This is a genomic window from Sphingomonas mollis (assembly GCF_016427505.1).
GTDB classification, from domain to species: domain Bacteria; phylum Pseudomonadota; class Alphaproteobacteria; order Sphingomonadales; family Sphingomonadaceae; genus Sphingomonas; species Sphingomonas mollis.
In genome coordinates, this window is the sequence record NZ_JAELXS010000006.1 from 166,349 (window position 1) to 180,352 (window position 14,004).

The window sequence follows — 14,004 nt, forward strand, 5'->3', positions numbered from 1 at the left end:
CCTTAACCATAACCGGCGGATTCACCGCCGACAGGCTCCCCTCGATGGGAGCGGGAGAGTGATGACGTGCGGCACCTGAAGCGCACCCTGATCCGGAGGGCGGCATGACCGCCCCGGTCCGGCCCCATGCAACCATTCGACCGGAATTGCTGCCGGCCCGATCGGCGCAGCGATCATCGTATGCGCTGGGGATCATCGCGCTGTTGCTGATCGGCACGGCTGCGTTCTGGCACTGGTCGCCGGTCGAGCCGGTGGCCCCCGCCGGGACGGGTGTCGTGGTGGTGGCGGGTGATACGCCGGCCGCGACCGAGCAATCTGCCGGGGTCGGCATCGAATTGCGGGCGGTGTTCGTCGGCGGGACGCCGGCTGCGTCATCGGCGACGATCGGTCGTGATGGACAGGAACCCGCGACGTTCCGGATCGGCGATACCGTCGCACCCGGCATCACGCTGGCGGCGGTCGAGAGCGATCATGTCGTGCTGGTCGAGAACGGCGTGCGGTCCGACCTCTATCTGCTCGGCGGAGTCGGGGCCGGGCCGGCACCGGCGCGGCAGGGACTCGATCCGGCGCCCGTTCGCCCGTCGGGCGAGTTGAGCGCGGAGGAGATCGTCGCCCGGACCAGTGCGGGCGGGGCCGAGCCGGTGCGCAAGACACCGGAAGAGGAAGCGGCGGGTCGCTGACCACGCCGCCCCTCGATTGGTTCAGGCGAAGACCACGCGGGTCCGGCGACGGCGCATCGCGGTGCCGACGAGCGCGAAGCCGGCGATCATCATCGCCCAGCTGGCCGGTTCCGGCACCGCCGCGACATAGTTCAGCGTACCGTTGAAGGCGCGGGGCGACGATGCCTCGCCGAACGGCCAGGTCACACCGTATCCGACGCCGATCGCCAGCCGCTCGTCGGCGGCCAGCACGTCGCCGACCGATCCGGTGCTGTTCGTATAGGCGATCGAGAACGCGCCCTGCGTATCGGTGACGTAGAAGCCGTACAGGCTGTCCGCCGCCAGATCGAGATCGGCGATGTCCAGCAACGTGACCGCGCCGAGGCCGGCGGTGGTCAGCGCGTTGAAATTGCCGAGCAGGGTCCATGCATCGGGCGTGTTGACCGCGGTGCCGATGCCGCCGGCCCGGTAATAGACCGCATAGTCGAAGGTGCCGGCCTCTGCATTGATGCCGATACTCTGCAACGACACGCCGCCGGTCAGCACCGATACGTCGAACATCACGCCGTCATTGCTGTTGTCGGCATCGAACGCCGTCGTCAGCGTCGCCGCCGTGGCCGGCGCGCTCAATGCCACCGCCGCCGCGCCGAGCGCGACGAGTCCCGAAATCCGCTTCATCATGCTCTCCCTCTTTATGTTTTCGGGGACGACGCGCGCCGCCCCCGCATCGGTTACGGCGCGGTCGTTTCGCCCAGATAGAAGCCGGTGTGCGTCGGCTGATTGTAGGCGGTGTTCTGCCACGCGACGCTCGCGCGATAGACCGGGTCGTGCATCAGCGTCGGCAGGCGCGTTTCGGTGGGGTAGGGCGTGGCGTAGATGCGCAGCGACTGGTTGTCGGCGGCGGCCATCACCACTTCCTCGCGCCAGTCGCCCAGGATGTCGGCGGCGAGTGCCGGCGTCGCCTTGGTGCCGTTGGCGGAGATGGTGCCGGTCATGTTCAGCAGCGTCGTCGCGGTGCCGGTGGTCCAGTTCCACTTGCTGATCGTCGTGCCGTCGAGCAGCTCGCGTAAACGGTCGCCGTCCCACCAGATCGCGAAATTCGTCTGGCTGGGCTTGGCTGCGCTGATGACCTGACCGGCGGCGGTCATCAGGCCGGTGTGGCGGGCCGACCAATTCTCTTCGCCGGCGTAACGCGGGTCGATGTCGGCGGAGACGCCGCGGCCATTGTCGCGGTTACCGGAGACGGTCCACAGTACCTGGCCGGTGCGGGCATCCATCATCGTGGCGGCGATGCCGCCATTGCCGGCGAAGTCCTCATGTACGCCGAACCGTTCCAGGCCGGGGCGATTGGGGTCGAGGTCGCCGACGTGGAGGGCGTCGCCATGGCCGACCTTGATGTTGTTGACCTTGGCGGTCCACAGCGCCGTGCCGTTGTCGTCGATCGCCATCGATCCGTAGATCACCTCGTCACGGCCGTCGCCATCGACATCGGCGATGCTGAGATTGTGGTTGCCCTGACCGGTATAGTTGCTGGGCACACCCTGCGCCGAGGAATCGAAGAACCAGCGTTGCACCAGCTGGCCGTTCCGGAAATCCCACGCGGCCACGGTCGAGCGGGTGTAATAGCCGCGACCCATCACGATGCTGGGGCGCGCGCCGTCGAAATAGGCGGTGCCGGCGAGGAAGCGATCGACGCGGTTGCCGTAATTGTCGCCCCAGATCGCGCTGAGCTGGGCGCCGGTCGGGTTCTCGGTATTGGGATGGCGGCCGGGGACATACTTCACCGTGCTGAGCGCGCGGCCGGTGGCGCCCTGAAACGCGGTCAGATATTCGGGGCCGGCCAGGACATAGCCGGCGCTGTTGCGGAAATCGGCGGCGGCGTTGCCGATCACCCGGCCCTCGCCATCGACGGTGCCGTCGGCGGTCTTCATCACCACCTCGGCGCGGCCGTCACCGTCGTAATCCTGCACCTGGAACTGCGTGTAGTGCGCGCCGGCGCGGATGTTGCGGCCGAGATCGATCCGCCACAGACGGCGACCGTCGAGCGTATAGGCGTCGAGCAGCACCGGACCGGTATAGCCGGACTGCGAATTGTCCTTCGAGTTGGTCGGGTCCCACTTCAGCACGATCTCGTACCGGCCATCACCGTCGAGGTCGCCGACGCTCGCGTCGTTGGCGGTGTAGGTATAGGCGACGCCGTCGGGCGTGGTGCCGCCGGCGGGTTGCTGGATGGGGATCGTGCCATATCCCGCCGCCCAGACGCGCGCGGTGAAGGCGCGGTCCTGCTCGCGGCCGTTCACGACCACCTTGATCGCATAGGTCGATGTCGCCGTGCCGCCGTCGTCGCGGAAATTGGTCGCGCCGGTCAGCGGTGCGGCGTTCAGCTTCACGCCGTCACGATACAGGTTGAAGCCGGTGGCGGCGGCGTCGGTCGACAGCAACCGCCAGCTGACCAGGATGCCGGTGCCGCCGATCGCCGGTACCGCCGTGACGCCGCGATCGAGCCGTTCGATCTGTCGCGCGCCGATCGCCGGGGCGGCGACCACCCATGTCGTTGCGATCGCGACGATCGATGCCCGTGCCGCGACTCTCCAAAGGCCTTTGCTCATGCTCATCCTCTCCCTGCCGCCGTGTTCGGTCGACCGGGCAATGATGCAGTCATATTCTGAGTCGATCAATAGATGATTTATTATTCCATATAGCGAGAACCGGTGTTCAGTCCGGTCGTCTCAGGCGGAACAGCGCATCCTCGCGCGTCTCGAAATAATCGGCCGGACCGCCGCCGCGCGAGATCGGCCGGGCACGGGCGGTCTGGTAGATGCCGTCTTCCAGCAGGGCGGCATCGATATGGATGCCGACCGCCTCGCCGATCACCAGCCATTGGTCGAGCGCGCGGCCTTCCTTCGTCTCCAGCCGGATCAACTGGGTCAGCCTGCATTCGAACGCGACCGGGCTGGCCGCGACGCGCGGCGGGGCGACGAGGCGGGAGGGGGTGGCCTCCAGTCCGGCCAGCGTGAATTCGTCGTCGTCGGTCGCCGCCGAACTGGCGTTCATCGCCTCCGCCAGATCGCGGGTGGCGAGGTTCCAGACGAACTCGCCCGTCGCCTCCGCATTGGCGACCGAATCCTTCCAGCCCATCGAGGAAAAGCCGATCAGCGGCGGCCGGTAATTGAACAGGTTGAAGAAACTGTAGGGCGCGAGGTTGCGCTTGCCCGTTGCGGACACGGTGGAGATCCAGCCGATCGGTCGCGGCGCGACGATCGCGTTGAGGGGGTCGTGCGGCAGGCGATGGCCCGCCGCAGGTTCGTAGAAATGCCACTCGATCATGGCGGCATAACTGCTAAGGCGCGGATATGGTTACAGAGCCAGTCGACGATATTGCTGCCCCCGGCACCCTGATCCGCCGCCACGGGCTGGTCACGCGGATATGGCATTGGGTGAATGCGGTGGCGATCTTCGTGCTGCTCGGCTCGGGACTGGGGATCTCGAACGCGCATCCGCGCCTGTACTGGGGGCGGTATGGCGCCAATTTCGATCATGCGTGGCTGCAACTGCCGCGCTTTCCGGCGTGGATCACGATTCCGGCGAGCTATAACCTCGCCATCTCGCGGCGGTGGCACCTGTTCTTTGCGCTGGTGCTGGGGTTCGGGTTGCTGGCGTATATGATCGGCAGCCTGCTGAACCGCCATTTCCGGCGCGACCTGACGCTGCGGCGCACCGAGTTGACGCGTCGGCATCTATGGGCGGATTTCCGCGCGCACCTGAATTTCCGGTTCCACGATCCCGAACGGCCGCGCGACTATAATATCTTCCAGAAGCTGTCGTACATCGTCGTGCTGTTCGTGATGCTGCCGCTGGTGATCCTGACCGGCATCGCGCTGTCGCCCGGCATGGATGCGGCATGGCCGTGGGTGCTGGATGTGCTGGGCGGCCGGCAATCGGCGCGGTCGGTGCATTTCATGATGGCGACGCTGATCGGGCTTTTCACGATCGTGCATCTGGTGCTCGTCATCCTGGCGGGGGCGGGCAATGAGGTGCGGTCGATGATTACCGGGCGCTGGCGGGTGCCGGCGGAATGATCCGGCCGGATTTTTCGCGACGGTCGCTGCTGGCCGGGGGGGCGGGATTGCTGCTGGCCGGGTGCGACCGGGTGATCCAGATCCCCGCGGCCCGGAAGATCCTGTTCGCGGGCGAGGATATGCAGCGCGGCCTGCACCGCGCGCTGCAGAACCGCGGTGCGCTGGCGCCCGAGTTCACGCCGGCCCAGATGTCGCCGGTGTTCCGGTCGAACGGCACGCGCGACCCGAATACGCCGGCGTACAAGGCGATGGTCGCGAACCGCTTCGCCGACTGGCGGCTGGCGGTGGGCGGGCTGGTCGATCGGCCGCTGTCACTGTCGCTCGCCGACCTGCGCGCACTGCCCAACCGCAGCCAGATCACCCGGCATGACTGCGTCGAGGGATGGAGCGCGATCGGGCAGTGGACCGGGCCGATGCTGGGCAATGTGCTGAAGGCGGCGGGGGTGCGCGAGAGCGCGCGTTATGTCGTGTTCACCTGCGCCGACCTGTACGGCGGCGCGCCATATTATGAATCGATCGATATGATCGATGCCTTCCACCCGCAGACGATCCTGGCCTGGGCGATGAACGGCCGTCCGCTCGACATCCCGCACGGCGCGCCGGTGCGGCTGCGCGTGGAGCGGCAACTGGGGTACAAGCACGCCAAATATCTGATGCGGATCGACGCGGTCGCCAGCCTGGACGGGATCGGCAAGGGCAAGGGCGGCTTTTGGGAAGATACCGTTGATTACGACTGGTACGCCGGAATCTGACGCGGGTGTTGGCAAGGATCGCCTGGCGACGTTAATAGCCCGGCATGGCGCTGATCGATCGTTTCTTCACTGCCCAGGTCAAGCGTGGGCAGCTTACCGTTACCCATGCCGATGGCATCACGCGAACCTTCGGGACCCCCGATCCCAAGCTGCCCGACGTGGCGATCCGCTTCACCGACCGGGCCGTGGTGGGCCGCATCGTCCGCCATCCGGCGCTGGGCGCGGCGGAGGCGTTCATGGACGGCCGGCTGGTGATCGATCGCGGCGACATCCGCGATCTGGTCAACCTGTTGAAGGGTAACTCGCCGTGGGAGCGGGGGAGCAGCCTGCGCCCTGCGGCGCCGATCCGCTTGCTGGGGCAGGTGGTCCACCGGCTCGACCGCATCAACATGGCACGCCGGTCGAAAAGGAACGTCGCGCATCATTACGACCTGTCCGACCGGCTGTACGACCTCTTCCTCGACGCCGATCGCCAGTATAGCTGCGCGTACTTCACCGATGCCGCCAACACGCTGGAACGGGCGCAGGCGGACAAGAAGGCACATATCGCCGCCAAATTGCTGCTGAAACCGGGGATGAAGGTGCTGGACATCGGGTGCGGCTGGGGCGGCATGGCGCTGTATCTGCATGCCAAGACCGGCGCCGAGGTGCTGGGCGTCACCCTGTCCGAAGAACAGTTGAAGGTCGCGCGGCGCCGGGCCGAGGACGCGGGCGTCGCCGACAAGGTGAAGTTCGAGCTGATCGATTACCGCGCCGTCACCGGCACATTCGACCGGATCGTGTCGGTCGGTATGTTCGAGCATGTCGGGCCGGCGCATTACGGCGCGTTCTTTCGCCAGTGCCGGGCGTTGCTGGCCGATGACGGCGTGATGCTGCTCCACACGATCGGGCGGATGGGCGGACCGGGCGTCACCGATACCTTTACCACCAAGTACATCTTTCCCGGCGGGTATAACCCCGCCCTGTCGGAGATCGTACGCGGGTATGAGGGCACCAAGCTGATCCCCACGGACATCGAGGTGCTGCGCCTGCATTACGCGCTGACCATCGACCAGTGGTACGACCGCACCGTCGCCGCGAGGGAGCAGATCGTGGCGCTGTACGACGAGCGTTTCTATCGGCTGTGGACCTTCTATCTCGCGGGCGCGGCGGCGGCGTTCCGGACGGGTGGCATGGTCAATTATCAGGTGCAGCTGTCGAAGAGCCGCCTGACGGTGCCGCTGACCCGCGATTACATCGCCGGGGCGGAGCGCCTGTTGCGCGAATGACACGGGCGTGGCGGCATTGTCGCGGCTGCCACAAACCGGTCACATATCGGGATTAGCCATCCGGTCTGGGGTATCCGCTTCTTCGCAGGGAGTGTGCCTTTGCCATCCGGCACGCGAAACGCGGCCGGGACGGCGGGACACGGGGTGACGGACGCCACCGATGACACCTGTTGGGGGATATACCGTGCCATTCCGTTACCTGAAGCCCGCCCTGTCGCTGGGCGCGGGGCTTTCCGCGCTGGCGTTCGCATCGGCTGCCGTCGCACAGACGCCGCCTGCCGCCGGGGCGCCCGATCCCGCGTCGACCCAGTCCGCCGCGCCCGCCGCAAGCGACGATGCGGGTCTGGAAGAGATCACCGTCACCGCCGAGCGTCGTTCGGAAAACCTGCAGCGCGTGCCGGTGTCGGTCGCGGTCGTCGCCGGTCAGGAACTGCGCGATTTCCAGTCGGGTGGTGAGGACATCCTGGCGCTCGCCGGTCGCGTGCCGGGCCTGTATGCGGAAACGACGACGGGGCGCATCTTCCCGCGCTTCTATATCCGTGGCCTCGGCAACATCGATTTCTATCTCGGCGCGTCGCAGCCCGTGTCGATCATTCAGGACGATGTCGTCCTCGAACATGTCGTTCTGAAATCGAACCCGGTGTTCGACGTCGATCAGGTCGAGGTGCTGCGCGGGCCGCAGGGTTCGCTGTTCGGCCGCAACACGACGGCGGGCATCATCAAGTTCGACACGATCCGCCCGAGCCAGACATGGCAGGGCCGCGCGCAGGCGTCGGTCGGCAGTTACTATACGACCAGCTTCGACATGGGCGTGGGCGGGCCGCTGGTCCGCGATCTCGTCGCGGTGCGGCTGTCGGCGCTGATCCAGCACCGCGCCGACTGGGTCGACAACGCCTTTGCCGGCACCAGCCCGGACGGCACTGCCACCCCGCGCAAGGATGCGATGGGCGGTTTCGACGAGCGTGACGTGCGCCTGCAATTCCTGCTGACGCCCACCGATCGCGCCTCGGTCCTCGTGTCCGGTCATGCCCGCTGGTATGACGGCACGTCGACGCTGTTCCACCGTGGGGCGCTGAAGCGGGGGTCGAACGACGCGTCTGCCGAACCGCGTGGGCGAGTGGCGTATGACGAGGGGCAGGACAATCCGCAGTCCTACGACACGCAGGGCGCGTCGGTGAATGCCAGCTATGATTTCGGCGGCGTCACGCTGACTTCGATCAGCGCGTGGGAGACGACCAGCGGGTATAGCCGCGGCGATACCGATGGCGGCGCGGCGGTGCTGTATCCGTTCAACGGCCGCGCCAACGGGTTCGGCCAGAGTCAGGGCCAGGTCCGCGATCTCGACCAGTATACGCAGGAGGTTCGCCTCGCGAGCGCGGCCGGCAATCGCTTCACGTGGCAGTTGGGCGGGTTCTATTTCAACTCGGCCGACACCACCGATTTCTATCAGCGCACGTTCTTCCTGCGCCAGCCCGACGCGCTTGGCACGGGCCGCAATCCGAACAACTGGGTGCGGTTGTTCAACACGAACCGCAGCTATGCGGGCTTCGCGCAGGCCAGTTACAAGCTGACCCCCGATTTCACGATCACCGCCGGCGGCCGCGTGACCGAGGACAGGAAGCGTACCCGCCTGCTGAAGAACGCCGGATCGGCCACCAATCCCTATCGCGGCCGCACCGACGTGACGCTGAAGGATACCAAGCCCAGCTGGGACGTCAGCGCGCTGTATCAGGTCGATCCCGACAACAGCATCTATGCCCGCGTCGCGCGTGGTTTCCGGGGGCCGACGATCCAGGGTCGCTCCGCCGTGTTCAACGCCGATTTCACGACGGCGGACAGCGAGACGGTGACGTCGTACGAGGTGGGCACCAAATCCAGCCTGTTCGACAACACCGTCCGCTTCAACACGTCGGTGTTCACCTACACCGTCAACGACATTCAGTTGAACGGCAATGATTCGAACGGCAATGGCGTGCTGTTCAACGCCGACAAGGTGCGGGCATATGGCATGGAGGCCGAACTGGAATGGCGGCCGGTGCGCGATCTGGCGTTCAGCCTGGGCGCCAGTGCGCTGTCGTCGAAGATCAGGGACAAGCGGGTGTTCGCGCAGACGTGCAGCCTGAACGGGGTGCAGACCTGCACCGTGTCCGATCCGTTCTTCACGCGCGGCACCGGCACCGGCCGGACCTACTTCGCGCAGATCGACGGCAATCCGTTGCCCAACGCGCCGCGCTGGAACCTCGACGCGGCGGTGCGGTACGACGTGCCGCTCGCCAATGACGGCAAGGTGTTTTTCGGCGCCGATGGCAATATCCAGGGCTACACCAACTTCGTCCTGTACCGGACGCGCGAATTTTACGCCGACGGCAATTTCGAGATCGGGTTGAAGGCCGGCTATGCCGCGCCGGACGACGCGTGGGAAATCGCCGCCTTCGCGCGCAACGTGACGAACGAGAAGAACCTGAAGGGCGTGATCGAGAACTACAACGCCGCCGTGTTCAACGAACCACGGATCATCGGCGTGTCGCTCAGCGGTCGTTTCAGGTAATTGCCGGACCCGGTGGCGCCGATCGCGCCACCGGGTTTCGCCTTATCGACCCTTGCTGATCCCGGCCTTCGCCGCCGCGCGTTCGTCGGTGCCGACCTTGCCGTCGCGATTCGCGTCATAGGCGTCGAAGGTCGCGGTCAGCAGCGCCTGCGCCTCTGCTTGCGTCACTTTCCCGTCCTTGTTGGCATCGGCGCGCGTGAACCACAGGTCGGACAGGCGTTTGGTGTGGACGGGATCGAGCTTCTTGTTGCCCGCCGCCATCGTGCCGATCCGTGCCTGCACCTCGGCGCGGGTCAGCACGCCGTCCTTGTTGGTGTCGGACGCCGCGAATTCGCGGGAGAATTTGGCGGCGGCCGATGCGCGGGTTTCCTGTGCCGACAGGGGAGCGGCGACGGCGATAATAACCAGGGCAGGGGTAAGGGCGGCGAAGACGAAACGCATGCAAATGATCTCCTGACGGGTGGCGCCGTCATAGCGACGGCGACTGCATCGGCGCTGAACGCATCACCGGACGGTTGCGCCCCGCGCGCCCAGCGCATAGGGGCGCGGCATGACCGACACGCCCGCGATCAACAAAGTCGTCCTCGCCTATTCCGGCGGCCTGGACACCAGCGTCATCCTGAAATGGCTGCAGCAGAATTACGGGTGCGAGGTCGTGACCTTCACCGCCGATCTAGGGCAGGGCGAGGAGCTGGAACCGGCCCGCGCCAAGGCCGAGTTGATGGGCGTGAAGCCGGAGAACATCTTCATCGACGACCTGCGCGAGGAGTTCGTGAAGGATTACGTCTTCCCGATGATGCGCGCCAATGCGCTGTACGAGGGGACGTATCTGCTCGGCACGTCGATCGCCCGGCCGCTGATCGCCAAGCGCCAGATCGAGATCGCACGTCAGGTCGGCGCCGATGCGGTCAGCCATGGCGCGACGGGCAAGGGCAACGACCAGGTCCGTTTCGAGCTGGGCTATTATGCGCTGGCGCCCGACATCAAGGTCATCGCGCCGTGGCGCGAGTGGGATCTGACCAGCCGTACCCGCCTGATCGAGTTCGCCGAATCGCACCAGATCCCGGTCAGCAAGGACAAGCGCGGCGAAGCACCGTTCTCGACCGACGCGAACCTGCTCCACACCTCGTCCGAGGGCAAGGTGCTGGAAGATCCGTGGGACGAGGTGCCGGAATATGTCTATTCGCGCACGGTGAATCCGGAAGATGCACCGGACGTGCCCGAGGTCATCACGATCGATTTCGAGCGGGGCGACGGTGTCGCGCTGAACGGCGAGGGGATGAGCCCGGCGACGCTGCTCGCGCGCCTGAACGACCTGGGTCGCGCGCACGGCATCGGCCGGCTCGATCTGGTCGAGAACCGCTTCGTGGGCATGAAGAGCCGCGGCATGTACGAGACGCCGGGCGGCACCATCTATGCGATGGCACACCGGGGGATCGAGCAGATCACGCTCGACCGCGGTGCCGCGCATCTGAAGGACGAGCTGGCGCCGCGTTATGCCGAGCTGGTCTATAACGGCTTCTGGTTCTCGCCGGAGCGCGAGATGTTGCAGGCCGCGGTCAACTACAGCCAGGAGAAGGTGACGGGCACCGTCCGGCTGAAGCTGTACAAGGGATCGTGCATCGTCACCGGCCGCAAGTCGCCGCATTCGCTGTACAGCGAAAAGGTCGTGACGTTCGAGGACGATCAGGGTGCGTACGACCAGCGCGACGCCGCCGGCTTCATCAAACTGAACGCGCTGCGCCTGCGTCTGCTCGGCCGGCGCGATCGCTGATTACGTCCGGGCGGACAGGTATGGAGTCCCCGGCCATGCCATATACCGCAACCACGTTGCGCGGATGAGTCGCGGCGCTTAAGGCATTCGTGATGGGGGAAAAGCTGCACTGGTGGCAGACGCGGTGGTTCGTGGCGGCGATGGCGATCGCGGTCACGATTCCGTTGTGGTGGCCGGAGATTCCACCGCTGGTCGATCTGCCCGGCCATATGGCCCGGTATCGCGTGCAGCTCGCGATCGGCGGCAATCCGTGGCTGAACCAATGGTATGATTTCCGCTGGTCGCTGATCGGCAATCTCGGCATCGACCTGCTCATCATCCCGCTCGCGCCGATCTTAGGGCTGGAACTGACGGTGAAGCTGATCGTGATGGCGATCCCCGCGCTGACCGTCACCGGCCTGTTATGGATATCGCGGGAGGTGCATGGCCGCATCCCGGCGACCGCGCTGTTCGCGCTGCCGCTGGCGTACAGCTATCCGTTTCAGTTCGGGTTCGTGAATTTCGCGCTGTCGATGGCGCTGGCGCTGAACATGTTCGCGTGGTGGCTCCGGCTCGCGCGGCTAGGCAGGTTGCAGTTGCGCGCGGTTCTCTTCCTGCCGCTGTCATGCGCGTTGTGGGTCTGCCACACCTTCGGCTGGGGTGTGCTCGGCGTCCTCGCGTTTTCGGCCGAGCTGATCCGCCAGCACGACCTGCGCAAGGACGGCCGCGGTGGCCATTGGCTGGAGGCGCTGGTGCGCGCCGGTCTCGGCTGCCTGCCGCTGGCGTTGCCAATGGCGCTGATGATCTTCTGGCGATCGGGCGACCATGTCACCGGCCAGACCGCCGACTGGTTCAACTGGCAGGCCAAGTTCAGCTGGGTCACGATGGTCCTGCGCGACCGCTGGCAGGTGTGGGACGTCGCCTCCGCCACGGTGCTGTTCCTGATCCTGGTGAAGGGCATGCGCGACCGGCGGATCGAACATTCGCGCAATCTCGCCCTCTCGGCGATCTTCCTGCTGGTCGTGTTCCTGATCCTGCCGCGGATCGTGTTCGGTTCGGCCTATGCCGATATGCGCCTCGCCCCGTTCGCGCTGGCGATCGCGGTGATCGGCCTGCGCCCGCGTGGTGGCCTGTCGTTCCGGGGGGCCGCGACCTTCGCGACGCTGGGCCTGATCTTCTTCGGCGCGCGGCTGGTGGGGACGACGTGGAGCTACTGGCTGTACGACCGCAGTTACGACCGGGCGCTGACTGCGTTGCAGTATATTCCCGATCGGGCGCGCGTCGTCAGCTTCGTCGGCCGGCGCTGTCGCGACGACTGGGCGTATAGCCGGCTGGAACATGTCCCCGGCCTGCTGCTGGAACGCAAGTTCGCCTATACCAACGATCAATGGTCGATGGCCGGCGCGCAACAGCTTACGACGCGGTATTATGCGGCGAAGGGCTTCGCGCATGATCCGTCACAGGTGGTGACCGACCGCCGCTGTCGCGGCGAGTGGTGGCGGCCGCTGAGCATGGCGCTGGCGACCTTCCCGCGCGATGCGTTCGATTATGTCTGGCTGCTCAACCCGCCACGGTACGACCCGGCGCTGGTGCGCGGGTTGACGCCGATCTGGCGCGATGGCCGCAACATACTGTTCCGCATCGACGACCGGCGTCCGCCGGCGGATATACCCCCCGCCCTGGTACAGCCTCAGCCGCGCTTGAACGGCGCCATCTCGGCCAGATAACCCGCCTCTGCCGCGACGCCTTCGCGCTCGCGGGTCAGGAAATCGGCGACCGCGCGGCGGAAATTCGGATCGGGGATATAATGCGCCGACCAGGTCGGCACCGGCACGTAACCGCGCGCCAGCTTGTGTTCGCCCTGCGCCCCCGCCTCGACCCGCGCTAGGCCACGCGCGATGGCAGCGTCGATCGCCTGATAATAGCATAGCTCGAAATGGAGGAACGGCACCTCCTCCGTCGAACCCCAGTACCGGCCGTACAGCGCATCGTCGCCGACCAGATTGAGCGCCCCCGCGATCGGCACACCGTCCCGTTCCGCCAGGATCAGCAGCACCCGGTCGCCCAGCGCCTCGCCCAGCAGCGGGAAGAACGACCGCTTCAGATAGGGTGTCCCCCATTTGCGGCTGCCGGTGTCCTGATAGAAGGCCCAGAACGCATCCCAATGTTCGGGCCGGATTGCATCGCCCGACAGATGCCGGATCGTCAGCCCCTCGACCGCCGCGGCGCGTTCCTTGCGGATCGCCTTGCGCTTACGAGACGCCAGCGCGGCGAGAAAATCGTCGAAGGTCGCATAACCATCATTCGCCCAGTGGAACTGCGTCCCCTGCCGGATCAGCCAGCCCGCCGCCTCGAACGCCGGCAACTGGTCGTCGGTGACGAAGGTGGCGTGGGCGGAGGACAGGCCGTTCTGGTCGACCACCGTCTCCAGCGCGGCGATCAGCGCCGGGGCTACTGCCGGATCGCGCAGCAGCAGCCGGGGACCGGGCACCGGGCTGAACGGCGCGGCGATCTGCAGCTTGGGGTAATAGTCGCCGCCCGCCCGTTGCCATGCATCCGCCCAGCCATGGTCGAACACATATTCGCCCTGGCTGTGCGACTTGGCATAGGCGGGGACGATGCCGGCGGGGCGGCCATCGGGGCCGTCGATGACGATCGGCAGCGGTTGCCACCCCGATCGCCCGCCGACGCTGCCCGATTCTTCCAACGCGGCGAGGAAGCCGTGGCTGACGAACGGGTTGCCGGCGCCGGCGCATGCATCCCAGTCCGCCGCCGCGATGGCACGGACCCCTTCGCACAGGCGCGCGGCGACGCCGGTCAAGATGTCGCCTCGGGGTCGCGGGTCGGGAAAGGTGGGCTGGCGGTGAACGTCATCGTCGCCTCATATAGGGGCGACGAGACGGACGGGCAGGGGTTCCTGCGGTGATCTTCAAAACCAGTCCAGT

Annotated in this window: 12 protein-coding genes; 7 read left to right on the plus strand and 5 right to left on the minus strand. The window is 66.4% G+C overall.

Features of this window, described 5'->3' with window-relative positions:
• Positions 1 to 104 precede the first annotated feature (104 nt).
• Positions 105 to 680, plus strand: a complete 576-nt coding sequence (locus tag JAO74_RS12150) for a type II secretion system protein N (RefSeq protein WP_199038259.1) — start codon at positions 105 to 107, stop codon at positions 678 to 680.
• 21 nt (positions 681 to 701) lie between these two features.
• Here JAO74_RS12150 and JAO74_RS12155 read toward each other — a convergent pair whose 3' ends face one another.
• The 3 genes from JAO74_RS12155 to JAO74_RS12165 form a co-directional block, all read right to left on the minus strand.
• Entirely contained in the window at positions 702 to 1,337 is a 636-nt protein-coding gene (locus JAO74_RS12155; protein WP_233150940.1) for a PEPxxWA-CTERM sorting domain-containing protein, read from the minus strand.
• 53 nt (positions 1,338 to 1,390) lie between these two features.
• Entirely contained in the window at positions 1,391 to 3,268 is a 1,878-nt protein-coding gene (locus tag JAO74_RS12160; RefSeq protein ID WP_199038261.1) for a rhamnogalacturonan lyase, read from the minus strand.
• A 106-nt stretch (positions 3,269 to 3,374) separates the two neighbouring features.
• Positions 3,375 to 3,986 carry a flavin reductase family protein gene (locus tag JAO74_RS12165; RefSeq protein WP_199038263.1) on the minus strand — a complete coding sequence of 204 codons (612 nt, stop codon included), beginning with the start codon at positions 3,984 to 3,986 and terminating at the stop codon, positions 3,375 to 3,377.
• A gap of 26 nt (positions 3,987 to 4,012) precedes the next feature.
• On the opposite strand from JAO74_RS12165, the gene JAO74_RS12170 reads away from it, so the two are divergent.
• From JAO74_RS12170 to JAO74_RS12185, 4 genes are all read left to right on the plus strand, one after another.
• On the plus strand, positions 4,013 to 4,738 hold the full coding sequence (locus JAO74_RS12170; RefSeq protein WP_199038265.1) for a cytochrome b/b6 domain-containing protein: 726 nt from the start codon (positions 4,013 to 4,015) through the stop codon (positions 4,736 to 4,738).
• Positions 4,735 to 5,490 carry a molybdopterin-dependent oxidoreductase gene (locus JAO74_RS12175; protein ID WP_199038267.1) on the plus strand — a complete coding sequence of 252 codons (756 nt, stop codon included), beginning with the start codon at positions 4,735 to 4,737 and terminating at the stop codon, positions 5,488 to 5,490. Before JAO74_RS12170 ends, JAO74_RS12175 begins: the two co-directional genes overlap by 4 nt.
• A 44-nt stretch (positions 5,491 to 5,534) precedes the next feature.
• A complete protein-coding gene (locus tag JAO74_RS12180) occupies positions 5,535 to 6,758 on the plus strand; it encodes an SAM-dependent methyltransferase (protein ID WP_199038269.1) in 1,224 nt (407 codons plus the stop codon).
• Between the two features lie 160 nt (positions 6,759 to 6,918).
• Positions 6,919 to 9,306 carry a TonB-dependent receptor gene (locus tag JAO74_RS12185; protein ID WP_199038271.1) on the plus strand — a complete coding sequence of 796 codons (2,388 nt, stop codon included), beginning with the start codon at positions 6,919 to 6,921 and terminating at the stop codon, positions 9,304 to 9,306.
• 42 nt (positions 9,307 to 9,348) lie between these two features.
• Here the strand turns inward: JAO74_RS12185 and JAO74_RS12190 are convergent, their stop codons facing one another.
• A complete protein-coding gene (locus JAO74_RS12190) occupies positions 9,349 to 9,747 on the minus strand; it encodes an EF-hand domain-containing protein (RefSeq protein ID WP_199038273.1) in 399 nt (132 codons plus the stop codon).
• Between the two features lie 109 nt (positions 9,748 to 9,856).
• Here JAO74_RS12190 and JAO74_RS12195 point away from each other — a divergent pair, with 109 nt between their 5' ends.
• A complete protein-coding gene (locus tag JAO74_RS12195; RefSeq protein ID WP_199038275.1) occupies positions 9,857 to 11,080 on the plus strand; it encodes an argininosuccinate synthase in 1,224 nt (407 codons plus the stop codon).
• A 92-nt stretch (positions 11,081 to 11,172) separates the two neighbouring features.
• Positions 11,173 to 12,786 carry a hypothetical protein gene (locus JAO74_RS12200; RefSeq protein ID WP_199038277.1) on the plus strand — a complete coding sequence of 538 codons (1,614 nt, stop codon included), beginning with the start codon at positions 11,173 to 11,175 and terminating at the stop codon, positions 12,784 to 12,786.
• On the opposite strand, the gene JAO74_RS12205 is transcribed toward JAO74_RS12200, so the two are convergent.
• Positions 12,750 to 13,880 carry a GNAT family N-acetyltransferase gene (locus tag JAO74_RS12205; protein ID WP_233150941.1) on the minus strand — a complete coding sequence of 377 codons (1,131 nt, stop codon included), beginning with the start codon at positions 13,878 to 13,880 and terminating at the stop codon, positions 12,750 to 12,752. The two genes, JAO74_RS12200 and JAO74_RS12205, sit on opposite strands and share 37 nt — an antisense overlap.
• Positions 13,881 to 14,004 lie beyond the last annotated feature (124 nt).

Coding starts and splice junctions, on each gene's coding strand:
- JAO74_RS12150 (WP_199038259.1), top strand. CDS start 105: ATGACCGCCCCGGTCCGGCCCCATGCAACCATTCGACCGGAATTGCTG.
- JAO74_RS12155 (WP_233150940.1), bottom strand. CDS start 1,337: ATGAAGCGGATTTCGGGACTCGTCGCGCTCGGCGCGGCGGCGGTGGCA.
- JAO74_RS12160 (WP_199038261.1), bottom strand. CDS start 3,268: ATGAGCAAAGGCCTTTGGAGAGTCGCGGCACGGGCATCGATCGTCGCG.
- JAO74_RS12165 (WP_199038263.1), bottom strand. CDS start 3,986: ATGATCGAGTGGCATTTCTACGAACCTGCGGCGGGCCATCGCCTGCCG.
- JAO74_RS12170 (WP_199038265.1), top strand. CDS start 4,013: ATGGTTACAGAGCCAGTCGACGATATTGCTGCCCCCGGCACCCTGATC.
- JAO74_RS12175 (WP_199038267.1), top strand. CDS start 4,735: ATGATCCGGCCGGATTTTTCGCGACGGTCGCTGCTGGCCGGGGGGGCG.
- JAO74_RS12180 (WP_199038269.1), top strand. CDS start 5,535: ATGGCGCTGATCGATCGTTTCTTCACTGCCCAGGTCAAGCGTGGGCAG.
- JAO74_RS12185 (WP_199038271.1), top strand. CDS start 6,919: ATGACACCTGTTGGGGGATATACCGTGCCATTCCGTTACCTGAAGCCC.
- JAO74_RS12190 (WP_199038273.1), bottom strand. CDS start 9,747: ATGCGTTTCGTCTTCGCCGCCCTTACCCCTGCCCTGGTTATTATCGCC.
- JAO74_RS12195 (WP_199038275.1), top strand. CDS start 9,857: ATGACCGACACGCCCGCGATCAACAAAGTCGTCCTCGCCTATTCCGGC.
- JAO74_RS12200 (WP_199038277.1), top strand. CDS start 11,173: ATGGGGGAAAAGCTGCACTGGTGGCAGACGCGGTGGTTCGTGGCGGCG.